Raw genomic sequence first — 12,853 nt, forward strand, 5'->3', positions numbered from 1 at the left:
TACCTGGCATCAAGCGATGCCGGGTGGGGAAGGGGGCCGTCTACCCGTCGGGCGGCCACATAGACAATAAAAACAAGAGAACAAACCATGCTCGCACTTCTGGGCCTGATCATGGTGGTGACCTTCACCTACCTGATCATGAGTAAACGCCTGTCCCCGATCGTTGCGCTGACCATCGTGCCGATTGTTTTCGCCCTTATTGGCGGATTCGCGCCAGACCTGGGCAAGATGATGCTCGATGGGCTGAAAATGGTCGCACCGTCTGCCGCGCTGCTGCTGTTCGCCATCCTGTTCTTCGGCCTGATGATCGACGCCGGCCTGTTCGACCCGCTGATCCGCAAGATTCTCAAGCGGGTGAATGGCGACCCGATCAAGATCGCGATCGGCACCGCCCTGCTGTCGCTGCTGGTGGCGCTGGACGGTGATGGCACCACGACTTACATGATTACCTGCGCTGCCATGCTGCCGCTGTACAAGCGCATCGGCATGAACCCGATGATCCTGGCGACCGTATCGATGCTGTCATTGAGCATCATGAGCGGCATGAGCCCGTGGGGTGGTCCCGCCACCCGCGCCATTGCCGCGCTCGGCCTGGATGCGACCGAGTACTTCATTCCGATGTTGCCCACCGTCATCGGTGGGGCGGCGTGGGTCGTGTTCACCGCCTACCTGCTGGGCCGTGCCGAGCGCCGGCGTATCGGCAATATTGCCCTGGAGTCCGGTGGCGGCAACTGCTACATCAAGGAAATCCTCGGCGACAGCCCGCACAAGCGCCCGCGCCTTGCCTATGTGAACCTGGTGCTGGTGATCGCCGTGATGACCGCGCTGGTGCTGGGGCTGATGCACGCGGCCATCCTGTTCATGATCGGTTTCGTCGCCGCGCTGATGATCAACTACCCGCAGCTGGACCTGCAGAAAGAGCGCATCCTCGCCCATTCGGGCAACGCCATGACGGTGGTGCTGCTGGTGTTCGCCGCAGGCATCTTTGCCGGTATTTTCTCGGGTACCAAGATGGTCGATGCATTGGCCCAGACGCTGGTGGACTGGATTCCGGAAGCGTGGAGCCACTGGTTCCCGCTGGTGGTGGCGCTGACCAGCATGCCGCTGACCTTCGTGCTGTCCAACGACGCGTACTACTTTGGCGTTGTGCCGATTCTGGCCAATGCCGCGGCCGCGTACGGCATCGACCCGGTGGAAATCGCCCGCGCCTCGGTGCTGGGGCAGCCTGTGCACCTGATGAGCCCGCTGGTGGCTTCCACCTTGTTGCTGGTGGGCATGGTCGACAGGGATATCGGTGATTTCCAGAAAGCCACCTTCAAGTGGGCCGTGCTCACTTCTCTGGTGATCACTGCGCTGGCACTGCTGACGGGCGCCTTGTCCTTCATGGTTTGAAGCACTCAGGGCGCCGCTTGCGGGTACGGTGATATCCCGTTTCTGGAACTATCGTGCTGTTTCGAGCAACCGATTTTGTCATTTTACGATCCCTCTCCAAGCCCCATTGAGCTGCATAAATCAAAGGTTTCAGGGTGCGTCGGGATTTCCCACAAAAAGCACTGATGGCACGTTGACTCTCCCCTTAGGGGGAGACTTTAGACTCCCGGCCCCCGATAGATCTGGCCTGAAACAGCTTTTTGGGCCCGATGACTTTATTCATTCAATGCGGCTTTTGTAGGGAAACAATCAATGAATAATCCGTTGGAATTGGACAGCGTTATCAGCAGTACACAGGAGATTCTTGCGCAGTTGCTGGTGTTGGATAGGGGCGACGTGACAGAGCACAGCAGTATCGTTGACGACCTCAGCGCCGACTCGCTGGACATCGTCGACCTGAGCTTCCAGCTGGGCCGTCAGTACGGTTGCACTTTGCCGAAAACCAGCGTGCTGGATCACGCGGTAGCGGTGTTCGGCGATGCCACCCGGTTTGTCGAAAAAGGCCGAATCACGCAGGACGGCGTGGCCTTGCTGGAGCAGAGCCTCAGCGCTTATGCGCCGGGCCAGTTGCACGTGGGCATGCAGCCGGGCGATGTCTTCTCGGCCACCACCGTGCGTAACTGGGCGCAGCAATGCCATAACGTTTTCAACTACCTCCCCGAGACTTGCCCTGAGTGTGGCGCGGTTCATGCCCAACTCAATGAGCGCCAACAAGTGGTGTGTGGCGGTTGCAGTGCTCGCCTGACCCCTCTGGACGGTGACTCGATCTCGCGTCTGTTGGTTGAGCAGTACGCGGCCGCCCAGTTGAAGGCTTCGGCGTAGAGGGTGCCTTGATGCAGGCCCGAGAGGTTCTGGTCACCGGCTATGGCCTGGTGGCTCCCACGACACTGGATGCGGCCTCGCTGTTCACGATGATCAGCGAAAACCGTTCCTGCATTGGCCAGCACCCGGCGTTTGTCGAACTGGGGTTTGCGAACCCGGCGGCCGGATTTATCGATGAGCAACAATGGCAGGTCATCGCGGCGGCCTTTCCGGGCGACCTGCAGACCACCTCCCGCCAGGAATGGCTGGCGCATTACGTGGCCCGTCAGGCGCTGGCCCATGCCGGGTTGGCCGACGGCGCATTTGCCCGAGTCGCCAGCGGTATTTTCGTCGGGGCCAACAAACATTGCGTGAGCGGTGATTTGCGGGACGCCAGCCGTTACATGGACGATCAGGGGCGGGTCGATCTCGACCAGTACCTGGATAACCACACCCTCAGCGGTGGGGCGTTTGCCCGGCGGGTTGATCAGCAAACCCGCCATCTCGCCGAATGGCTGGGTGTCCGTGACCATATCTCCACGCATTCCGATGCCTGTGCCGCCGGCACCATGGCCATCGGCAGCGCCTATCGAGCGATCGCCCGTGGCGAGATCGACCTGGCATTGTGTGGCGCGGTGGAGTTGATGGCCCATGAATTGTCCTACTACAGCTTTGATGGGCTGGGCGCACTCTGCCAGCGCGTGGACTTTTCCCCACAAGAACAGAGCCGGCCGTTCATGCCGGACCGCTGCGGTTTTGTGCTGAGTGAAGGGGCGGCGCTGTTGGTGCTGGAATCCCGCGCGCATGCCGAGCGTCGTCAGGCCTGTCCGCTGGGCCGGGTGCTGGGTTACGCGAATCTGTGCGAGGCAGAGAAAATCACCTCCAGCAGCCGCGACGGCAGCAAGTATGCTGCCTGCATGACGGCGGCCCTGGCCGATGCCGAACTGACCAGTGCGGCTGTGGACCATGTGAATGTTCACGGTACGTCGACACAGGCCAATGACCGTTGCGAGGCCCTGGGCCTGGCGCAGGTCTTCGGCGAAACCCTGGAGCAGATGACGTTCACCGCCAACAAATCTGCCGTAGGGCATTCGTTGGCCGGCAGTGGTGCCATTGAGGCGGTGCTGTCGTTGATGAGCATTCAGTTGGGCGTGGCCTTGCCGACCCTCAACTTTCAGCCGGAAAAATCCGAATTTCCGGCGTTGAAATTCCTTTGCGAACCGTTGCAGCAACCGATCAATGTCGTGCTCTCCAATTCCTTCGGGTTTGGTGGCGTGAACAGTTCGTTGGTGCTGGGCAGGGCATGACATGACCAGATCCAATTCAACCGCTGTTTATATCACTGCGGCGTCGGTACTCAACGCCGCCGGTACTGAATGTACGCCTCGTGACAGTCAACCTCTGGCCGCGAAACCGCTGGATTTCGACCCGGCACGTCTGGCCCATTGTGTTGCAGCGCCCGCCTTGCCGGCGGGTGTGTACGACCGCAGACTGTCCCGTAGCCTTGAGCCTCAGGGCGCGCGCCTGCTGTATTGCGCCGGCCGTCTCGCCGAGACCTTGCGTGGGCTGGAACTGCCCGACGAGCGGATCGCATTGACCGCTGCCATTCCGGAAGTGGATGGCCCCAGCTCGTGCTGGGATGCAGTGCAGGCCATTGGCGCACAACCGGCAGATCTGTTGGGGCAATTCTTTGCCCACACACCGCCGCTGCACGCGCTGATGATGCTCAATAGCAGCGTCATGGCCCACGCGGCTGAGGCCTTGCGTTGCAAGGGGCCCATGGGCGGTTTTTGCTCCCAGGGCAATGCGGGGCTGGATGCTTTGATGGAGGCCGCTGCCCATCTGAGCGAAGGCCGTGCCGATGCTGCCGTGGTCGTCAGTAGCAGTCCGAACATCACCCCGGCGTTGTACCTGCGCGACGCTACTCACCCACCTGTGAACCCCGGCCCGTGGGTTTTCGGCGAAGGTGCTGCGGCACTGTTGCTGACGACCAACCCAGGCAGCGGTGCTCGATCTGCGTTGCGTATTGCCGGGTTTGCCCGTGGTTACAGCGCGCAACCCGAGCGTGGACTGGCGGTTGGTCGCGACGTCATCGAGCGCGCTTTGAGCAACGAAAAACTGTGCCTCAGCGATGTCGGGCAAGTCGTCGCCGATGCACAGGATCCGCAGATTGCCGCGTTGTTTACCCCATCGGGGCATACCCTCGAACACTCCAAGGCGTTGCTAGGTGACTTGGGCGCCAGCGCCTTGCTCAGTGAAATCGCTGTGACCTGGGCACTGGATTGCAGCCGTTACACGCTGTTGCTCGAACACAGCCGAGGCGGACATTGGGGCGCGGTGCTGCTGGCCAGAACGTCGTCGGACACAGAGACAATGGAGAGTTACCCATGAGCCCCACACGGATCGTGATCACGGGCATGGGCGCCGTTACCGGCTTCGGTTTCGAGTGGCAGTCCATGTGGCGAAGAATGTTGGCCGGCGAGCATTGCATTCGGCCATGGCAACCGGAAGGCGTCGAGGCGGGTGCGTTCCCCGTGCGTTACGCAGCGCCCGTGGATATGGGCTTGATGCCGGCACACTTGAAAGACCATCCGGCTTGGGGGTTGTCGCTGGAGAAACGCACCCGCTTTGGTTGGGTCGCGGCCACCCAAGCCATTGCCGATAGTGGTCTGAGCCCCGAACAGTTGCGTGGCGCGGCGGTATTGTCAGCGTCCGGCGCACCTGCTCATCGTTTGCAGGACATGCTGCTCAGCCTGGCGGATAACCCGGCGCAGGCGCCGTCCTGGGCTCAATTGATGGCGCGACAGGCGCAGGTCGATCCTGACAGTTCACTGTGTCAGAGCAACGACCGCCTTGCGCGGGTGATTGCCGATGGCATCGGCAGTGAAGGCCCGGTGATCAATATCAGCAGCGCCTGCGCGGGAGCGTCCCAGGCCATCGGCAATGCATTCCAGATGATCCGTCGCGGCGAGGTCGAGCTGGCCATTGCCGGGGGCGCCGATTCGGTGCTGAGCCTGGACACCATGACCGCGCTGTATCTGCTCGGCGCCGCCAGCAGTGAACAGCGTTGGGGCACCGACCTATGTCGGCCGTTCGACCGCCATCGCAGTGGCTTGATTGCGGGTGAAGGTGGTGGTTTTGTAGTGCTCGAAACCCTCGAACGGGCGCTCGCCCGAGGGGCAACGCCGTACGCCGAAGTGCTGGGTTTCGGCAGCAGCCTGGATGCCTACAAAATCACCGCACCCGACCCGCAGGGCCGGGGCGCGGTGCTGGCGATGCAGGCGGCCCTGACGGATGCCGGGCTGGCGCCGCAACAGGTCGACCTGATCAATGCCCACGGTACCTCGACACCCCTCAACGATGCCGCCGAAACCCTGGCGATCAAGACCCTGTTCGCCGAGCGCGAACATTATCGGCGGTTGCTGGTGACGGCCAACAAATCCCAGTTCGGCCACCTGATTGCGGCCGCCGGAGCACCGGAGTTCATGCTCACGGCCCTGGCCTGCCGGGATGATCGGGTTACGCCGACCCTGAACCTGCAGGATGCCGACGAACAATGCGACCTCGACTACTGCGCCCTTCAAGCGGTCAAGCGCAAGGTCGACGTTGCCCTGAGCAACTCCTTCGGTTTCGGCGGCCTCAACACTTCACTGGCGCTGGGCAAGTACCGGGAGGCGCCGCGATGAAACAGGCGGTCGCGATTGCCGGTGCGGGTTGCGTGTTGCCCAGCGGTTGGGGTGTCGAGCCTTTCTGGGCGGCCGCAACCGAAGGGCGCAGTGCAATTACGGCGCTGAACGCCCGATGGTTCAGCAGCGAACGCGTAGTGGCGTTCGGGCAAATTCAGGATCAGGACCACCAACGCAGCCGACAAGACCTTGCGCAAAACCTCCAGCGTTACTGCACGCCGGCAGTGATCTGGGGTGTCAGCGCGGTACGTCAGGCGCTGGAAGAAGCCGGCCTGGCCGGTGAGCAACCGGATGTCCGTTTTGGTTTGTATTGCTGTCAGGGCGGCTACACCCATCCGTCTCTGGAATCCTATGCCGAGTTGTTGCTCGGCTGTCGGCAGGACGGCGTCGCCGACATGGCGGCGTTCGCCAAACGGATCCTGCAAGACCGTGCCCAGGACCCTTTTCTGGTGCTTAAAGGCTTGAGCAACTGCTTGCTGGGTGTCACCAGCCTGGCGCTGAAACTGGTGGGCGAGTGCAACGCCTATATGCAAGGTGTCGCCGGCAACCTGGCAGCCTTGCGTGAGGCTACGGCCGCTTTGCAGGATGGCCGAATTGACGCGGCAATCGTTGTCGGTGCGGGCAGCGAGCTGGATGCCTTGGCGCTGTCCGGGTTGGTCCAGGCGGGTGTCATCAGCGCCAACGGCTCGAACACGCTGCTGCCGTTTGACCTTCGGGGCACCGGCGGCATTGCCGGGGAGGGCGCGGCAGCGTTGGTGCTGCGCCGGCGCGAAGACCTGCCGGCCGGTCCTCAGGCGTGCCTCGCCGACATGACGGCCCATGCCACCCTCGGTCGCTTGAGCCTGCCCGACAGCCCAACCGATGTGTTGGTGTGCAGCGGCACCGGCGATGCGCACAAAGACCGCGTGTTGTGCCAGACGCTGGCCCTTGCGCGCGCCTCGCACATCACCAGCGGGTTGGCGATCAACGGCATTCTCAGCGCGGCACCGAGCCTGGTGGATCTGATGCTTGCGCGTTGCGCATTGCAGGCCCAAAGCGTACCGCCGATTGCCGGTTTGCGGCAGCCAGTGGCGAACCTGCCGTTCATTCAGGGCGCGCCCCACGCTGCGAGCCTTGCGCATTGCCTGGTGCTGAACCGCGACGACAACGGATTCAGCGCCGCCTATCAAGTGCTCTACAGCGCAAAGGCCACTCAGGACTGCCGCTGACTACCGCCTCTTTTTTACTTTCAAGGGATATGACTGTCATGGATTATCGCGATTTCGTTCGGCCCAAATTCGTCGGCCTGCTCCAGGCATTGGGCCTGGAGTGTCAATTTGAGCGCGCCCTCGGTAGCCAGTTGTTCTACCGCAACCCCAAGGGCGATATGGTCACGGTCACCGACTTTCTCGGCGGTTACGGTGCGGCACTGTTCGGCCACAACGACCCACAGTTTGTCGATCAGCTATGTGCGCTGCTGCGCAGCGACGTGCCGTTCAACGCACAAATGTCGATCCGCGGTGCGGCCGGGCAATTGGGGCGAGCGCTCAGTGACGCCTTCAATCGCGAACTGAAGAACACCGAACGTTATATTTCGACTTTCTCCAACAGTGGCGCGGAGGCGGTGGAAATTGCCGTCAAGCACGCGGAGTTCCGTCGCCAGAAGAGCCTGCAGAAGCAGTTCGACGACATCGATTTCACCCTGGCCAGCCTGACCGCCAGCGAACACGCTTACCGCGAGCTGGATGTGGGCGACCTCGACCTGCCTGCAGGTGTCCTGCCAGCCACCCTGAACAGCGTGACCTTGCGTCAGGTGGTTGAAGCCGTTCGCCAACACAACCTGGCGCAGTTGCACATCGAGCCGGTATTCGTCGCCCTGCGCGGCAGCTTCCACGGCAAATTGGTCAATACCGTGCAACTGACCTATGGCCGTCAGTACCGCGCGCCGTTTGCCCGTTTTGGTCTGAACGTCGAGTTCATCGACCCACAGCAGCCCCATCAGTTGCAGGAATTGCCGGCCCGGCACACGCACCACTGGTTGAGCCTGCAATGGGACGGCGAACACCTGAACGTACTGCAACTGCCGTTCAGTGCGATTACCGCCGTGTTGATGGAGCCGATTCAGGGCGAAGGCGGTATCAACGAGTTCGCGGCCGAGTTCTATCTGGGGCTGCGCAAGCTGTGTAACGAGCAACAATGCCCGCTGGTAGTCGATGAAGTACAGTCGGGTTTTGGGCGCGCCGGGACGTTTCTTGCCAGCAGCCAGTTCAACCTGCAAGGCGACTATTACTGCCTGTCCAAGGCCCTCGGCGGCGGCTTGATGAAAATCGCCGCGACGGTGATCCGCAGCAGCCACTACGAAGGCGAGTTCAGCTACATCCACAGCTCGACCTTCGCCGAGGACGACCCGTCCTGCCATATCGCGCTGTCGGCATTGCGCCGGTTGTTCGCCAATGACGACGGGATGCTCAAAGACATACGCACCAAGGGCGCCTACCTCAAAGCCTCGCTCAATGAACTGAAGATGGCCTATCCGGATGTGATCGCCGATGTGCGCGGGCGTGGCTTGCTGGTGGGTCTGGAATTGCACGACTTGAGTGTCAGCAGCTCGCTGGTACAGGCGTCGGCCCAGTACAACGATGCCTTGGGTTACTTGATCGCCGGTTACCTGTTGCAATTCGAAGCGTTGCGGGTAGCACCGTCGGGCAGCAACTCCAACGTGATTCGCCTGGAGCCGCCAGCCTGTATCACCCTGGGCGAAATCGACGGGCTGATCGCTGCCCTGCAACGGGTCTGCGACATGCTGCGCCGTGGCGATGCGTTGCCGTTGGCGGCGGGTATCTGCGCGGACTCGATGCCCACCGTGCCAGCCCGTCAGGACGATTTTCGGGTGGCCGAGCCCGTTGAAAACATCGATGCCAAGGTCGAAATCGTCGCTCGGGTAGCGTTCATCAACCACCTGATCGATGCCGATATCCTCGGTGACGTCGATCCCTCGCTGGCAGCCCTGAGCCCGGAACAAAAACGCACGTTCATCAATCGCACCAAGCCTGAACGCCGCGCTGTGCCAGTCGGCCCGGTGATCATTCGGTCGCGCCTCGGCATGGCGGTAGAGTTCACGTTGTACCCGCTGTGCATGGACTCGGATGCCATGGCCGAGTACATCCTCAGCGGTGACCTGGACAGCATCCGCGAAGAAGTCGGCAGGCGTGTCACCGATGCCCGCGCCGATGGCTGCAACATCGCCGGCCTCGGGATGTACACCTCGATCGTCACCAACAATTGTCAGGCGCTGAAGATTGCCGACATGGCGCTGACGTCCGGCAATGCCCTAACCATCGGCATGGGCCTCGAAGCCATCGAGCAAGGCTGTGTACAGCAAGGTCTGGCACTGCGCGAGCAAACCGCTGCCGTTGTCGGTGCCGCCGGTAACGTTGCTTCGACCTATGCGTCGGTGCTGTCCGCCACCGTCGATCACCTGATTCTGATTGGCAGCGGTCGTGACGGCTCGGTTCGGCGCCTGGAGAAAACCGCGCAACAGATTTACGCCGACGCGGCCCGTTCGATCCTCAAAGGCACAGCCGAACACGACCGGTTGGCGCAGCGACTGCTGACCCTTGATGGTTTTTGTGACTTGTTGCACTCACATGGCCAAAAAGCCGACCTCGGTTTGCACATCGCCCGTCTGGTGGATGAGCGCCTTGGCGCGAACGCCTTCATCACGGTCACCAACGATCTCGACGCCATCAAGGGCGCACGGATTGTCCTGTGCGCTGCCAGTGCGCCTCAGCCGTTCCTCGGTGCCGAACATTTCGCCGAGCGCAGCGTGATTTGCGATATCGCCGTGCCGCTGAACGTCCATCAAGACCTGCCGAGCCAACGCGAAGACGTGCTCTACATGCACGGCGGCATCGTCCAGACGCCGTTCGACGACGGCCTGGCGCCCAACGTGCGGGCCTATCTGAAAAAAGGTCAGCTGTATGCGTGCATGGCCGAGTCGGTGTTGATGGGCTTGTCTGGCATGAGCCAGCACGGCTCCTACGGCGATATCAGCCGTGAGCAAGTTCAGCAGGTCCGCGCACTGGCCGCGACCCACGGTTTCACCCTCGCGCAATTCAAAACTCATAACTCACTTTAAGGAGCGGTCATGACTCAGAAAATAGCTGTCGTGACCGGCGGCAGTCGCGGCATTGGCAAGTCCATCGTGCTGGCCCTGGCCGGCGCGGGCTATCAGGTTGCCTTCAGTTATGTCCGTGACGAGGCGTCAGCCGCTGCCTTGCAGGCCCAGGTCGAAGGGCTCGGCCGGGAGTGCCTCGCCGTGCGGTGTGATGTCAAGGATGCGCAGAGCATTCAGGCGTTTTTTGAACGGGTCGAGCAACGTTTCGAGCGTATCGACTTGTTGGTCAACAACGCCGGTGTTACCCGTGACGGTTTGCTCGCCACGCAATCGTTGAGTGACATCACCGAGGTCATCCAGACCAACCTGGTCGGCACGCTGTTGTGCTGTCAGCAGGTGCTGCCCTGCATGATGCGTCAACGCAGCGGCTGCATCGTCAACCTCAGTTCGGTGGCCGCGCAAAAGCCCGGCAAGGGCCAGAGCAACTACGCCGCCGCCAAAGGCGGTGTAGAAGCATTGACACGCGCACTGGCGGTGGAGTTGGCGCCGCGCAACATCCGGGTCAACGCGGTGGCGCCCGGCATCGTCAGCACCGACATGAGCCAAGCCCTGGTCGGCGCCCATGAGCAGGAAATCCAGTCGCGGCTGTTGATCAAACGGTTCGCCCGGCCTGAAGAAATTGCCGACGCGGTGCTTTATCTGGCCGAGCGCGGCCTGTACGTCACGGGCGAAGTCTTGTCCGTCAACGGCGGATTGAAAATGCTATGAGCCAGGCACGCACGATTGTGATTACTGGCGCGGCCAATGGTATTGGCCGCGCCGTCGCGGAAAACTTTGCAGCCCAGGCCGAGCACCTTTTGATCTTGCTCGATCGGGATCTGGCAACCTTGCGGAGGTGGGTCACCGAGGGCGAATTTGCCGCTCGCATCGAAACCCATCAAGCGAACATCGCCGATCTCGCCAGCCTGCAACTTCTGTTCAAGGGCCTGGCCAACCGGGTCGGCTTTGTCGATGTGCTGGTCAACAGCGCCGGGGTCTGCGACGAGAACGAACCCGAAGACCTCGACAACTGGCACAAGGTCATTTCGATCAACCTCAACGGCACCTTTTACGTCACCTCGTTGTGCCTGCCACTGATGGCGGAGGGTGGGCGGATCGTCAACATGTCGTCGATCCTCGGCCGAGCGGGCAAGGTCCGCAACACCGCTTACTGCGCCTCCAAGCACGGCATCATCGGCATGACCAAAGCCTTGGCGCTGGACCTGGCGCCACGGCGAATCACCGTCAATGCCATCCTGCCCGCCTGGATCGACACACCGATGCTGCAAGGCGAATTGGCGGCTCAAGCGCGCATCGCCGGGATCACCCACGAGCAAATCCTGCGCAATGCCAAGAAGAAGTTGCCGCTGCGGCGCTTCATTCAGGGCGACGAAGTGGCGGCCATGGTTCGTTATCTGGCGAGCCCGCAGGCGAGTGGTGTCACGGCGCAAAGCCTGATGATCGACGGCGGTGCCGGGTTGGGAATGTAGCCATGGCTCGACTGGGATTGAACCGCGGCCTTTTGGCCGCGCTGGTCAGCCTCGGCTCGCCAGCGGCGATCGCCGAGTGGTGGCCGGAGCATCATGAAGCGGAGATCGGCGTTGCCACGGCCGTGCGTCTGCACGGTGACGACCAGGTCACGCAAAAGGCCGTGTACCTCAAGTTCAGCCTGGAGGATGCCTGGGACAGCGGCTACTACAAGGCCAAGGGTCGAGCACGTTACGACTCTCGTTATGACGGCAACAACCCATACAGCGCGCAAGCCCGGGACGATTATCGGGCCACTGCCGATTGGCGGCACCTTTACTGGGGGCTCTACGTCGGTGACGGCGAGCTGACGGTGGGCTGGCAGCAGGTGGTGTGGGGGCGAGCAGATGAATTACGGGTACTCGATCAGATCAACCCGCTGGATTATCGCGAGGGTGTGATCGGTCTGTTGGAAGACAGCCGCATCGCCGTGCCGATGATTCGCCTGGTGCAGCCGGTCGCCGAGTGGGAGCTGGAAGCGCTGGTGATCACTGATTTCGTGAAAAACCAGGCGCCGGCCGTCGGCAGCGAGTTCGATGCACCGATCTTTGCCACACCCGATCCGCAGATGTTTGTGGTCGATTCGCGGCCCGGGTATGACGGTCACAGTGGCTTCGGTTACGGCGCCAGTGCCAACGGCCGGGTCGGCACGGTGGATGTCAGCTTCGTTGCCCTCAACGCCCGCCAACAGGACCCGGTTTACGCCGTCGAAGGCCAGACCGAAGAGGGCCTGATTCGCCTCGAACGGCAATTCCCGCGCTATTCCATGGGCGGCGCCGGTGTGGCCATCGATGCCGGCCACAGCATCGTGGTGCGCAGTGAAGTCGCCTACTTCGACAATTGGCGCGTCACCAATCCTTACCGCGCTTACGGCAGCGACCAGACGGCGATGACCAAGTCGCTGCTGGGCGTCGATTACCTCTTGCGGGACTGGCTGATCTCGACGCAGTGGCAACATCAGCGGCTGCTCGACTGGCAGCCCGGCATGGTCCAGGACAAACGCGACGACCTGTTCACCGTGTCTGCCGAAGGCTCGCAGTTCCAGGATCGCCTCAAGACCCGTCTGGTTTTCGGCATGTCGCCGCCAGCGCAGGACGACAGTTTCGTTCAGGGGATCTTCACCTACAAACCGGTGGACTGGCTCAAGTTGGGGCTCGAAGTCGATGTGTTCTTCGGCAAGCCCGACCGCCAGTTCGGTGCGTACGACAACCGCGACCAGGTGCGCTTGTCCGCCGGTTATCTGTTCTGACCACACCGGTGCGGTGTGCGAACC

Annotated in this window: 10 protein-coding genes; all 10 read left to right on the top strand. The window is 61.9% G+C overall.

All coding sequences use genetic code 11. From position 1 onward, the window contains the following. The first annotated feature begins 87 nt into the window (after nt 1-87). Nucleotides 88-1,392, top strand: a complete 1,305-nt coding sequence (locus tag SB756_RS07415; protein ID WP_135199487.1) for a CitMHS family transporter — start codon at nt 88-90, stop codon at nt 1,390-1,392. A gap of 291 nt (nt 1,393-1,683) precedes the next feature. Further along, nucleotides 1,684-2,253, top strand: a complete 570-nt coding sequence (locus tag SB756_RS07420) for an acyl carrier protein (RefSeq protein ID WP_410910536.1) — start codon at nt 1,684-1,686, stop codon at nt 2,251-2,253. 11 nt (nt 2,254-2,264) lie between these two features. Beyond that, nucleotides 2,265-3,539, top strand: a complete 1,275-nt coding sequence (locus tag SB756_RS07425) for a beta-ketoacyl-[acyl-carrier-protein] synthase family protein (RefSeq protein ID WP_341795803.1) — start codon at nt 2,265-2,267, stop codon at nt 3,537-3,539. Between the two features lie 169 nt (nt 3,540-3,708). Next, nucleotides 3,709-4,623 carry a beta-ketoacyl synthase gene (locus SB756_RS07430; protein ID WP_341798893.1) on the top strand — a complete coding sequence of 305 codons (915 nt, stop codon included), beginning with the start codon at nt 3,709-3,711 and terminating at the stop codon, nt 4,621-4,623. Then, on the top strand, nt 4,620-5,918 hold the full coding sequence (locus tag SB756_RS07435; protein ID WP_341795802.1) for a beta-ketoacyl-[acyl-carrier-protein] synthase family protein: 1,299 nt from the start codon (nt 4,620-4,622) through the stop codon (nt 5,916-5,918). The genes SB756_RS07430 and SB756_RS07435 overlap by 4 nt, the downstream gene beginning before the upstream one ends. After that, nucleotides 5,915-7,126, top strand: coding sequence for a beta-ketoacyl synthase N-terminal-like domain-containing protein (locus tag SB756_RS07440; RefSeq protein ID WP_341795801.1), 1,212 nt, complete (start codon nt 5,915-5,917; stop codon nt 7,124-7,126). Before SB756_RS07435 ends, SB756_RS07440 begins: the two co-directional genes overlap by 4 nt. Nucleotides 7,127-7,164: 38 nt before the next feature. Then, complete coding sequence (locus SB756_RS07445) at nt 7,165-10,035, top strand: aminotransferase class III-fold pyridoxal phosphate-dependent enzyme (protein ID WP_410910537.1); 2,871 nt, start codon at nt 7,165-7,167, stop codon at nt 10,033-10,035. Between the two features lie 9 nt (nt 10,036-10,044). Further along, complete coding sequence (locus SB756_RS07450) at nt 10,045-10,782, top strand: SDR family NAD(P)-dependent oxidoreductase (protein ID WP_284360101.1); 738 nt, start codon at nt 10,045-10,047, stop codon at nt 10,780-10,782. Further along, a complete protein-coding gene (locus tag SB756_RS07455) occupies nt 10,779-11,543 on the top strand; it encodes an SDR family NAD(P)-dependent oxidoreductase (protein WP_341795798.1) in 765 nt (254 codons plus the stop codon). The genes SB756_RS07450 and SB756_RS07455 overlap by 4 nt, the downstream gene beginning before the upstream one ends. A gap of 2 nt (nt 11,544-11,545) precedes the next feature. Then, complete coding sequence (locus SB756_RS07460; protein WP_341795797.1) at nt 11,546-12,829, top strand: hypothetical protein; 1,284 nt, start codon at nt 11,546-11,548, stop codon at nt 12,827-12,829. Nucleotides 12,830-12,853 lie beyond the last annotated feature (24 nt).

The sequence above is a fragment of the Pseudomonas sp. SIMBA_068 genome (assembly GCF_046534705.1).
Classification (GTDB): Bacteria; Pseudomonadota; Gammaproteobacteria; order Pseudomonadales; family Pseudomonadaceae; genus Aquipseudomonas; species Aquipseudomonas putida.

Bases quoted from the DNA above. Each gene is read 5' to 3' on its own strand.
- SB756_RS07415 (WP_135199487.1), top strand. From the start codon at position 88: ATGCTCGCACTTCTGGGCCTGATCATGGTGGTGACCTTCACCTACCTG.
- SB756_RS07420 (WP_410910536.1), top strand. From the start codon at position 1,684: ATGAATAATCCGTTGGAATTGGACAGCGTTATCAGCAGTACACAGGAG.
- SB756_RS07425 (WP_341795803.1), top strand. From the start codon at position 2,265: ATGCAGGCCCGAGAGGTTCTGGTCACCGGCTATGGCCTGGTGGCTCCC.
- SB756_RS07435 (WP_341795802.1), top strand. From the start codon at position 4,620: ATGAGCCCCACACGGATCGTGATCACGGGCATGGGCGCCGTTACCGGC.
- SB756_RS07440 (WP_341795801.1), top strand. From the start codon at position 5,915: ATGAAACAGGCGGTCGCGATTGCCGGTGCGGGTTGCGTGTTGCCCAGC.
- SB756_RS07445 (WP_410910537.1), top strand. From the start codon at position 7,165: ATGGATTATCGCGATTTCGTTCGGCCCAAATTCGTCGGCCTGCTCCAG.
- SB756_RS07450 (WP_284360101.1), top strand. From the start codon at position 10,045: ATGACTCAGAAAATAGCTGTCGTGACCGGCGGCAGTCGCGGCATTGGC.
- SB756_RS07455 (WP_341795798.1), top strand. From the start codon at position 10,779: ATGAGCCAGGCACGCACGATTGTGATTACTGGCGCGGCCAATGGTATT.
- SB756_RS07460 (WP_341795797.1), top strand. From the start codon at position 11,546: ATGGCTCGACTGGGATTGAACCGCGGCCTTTTGGCCGCGCTGGTCAGC.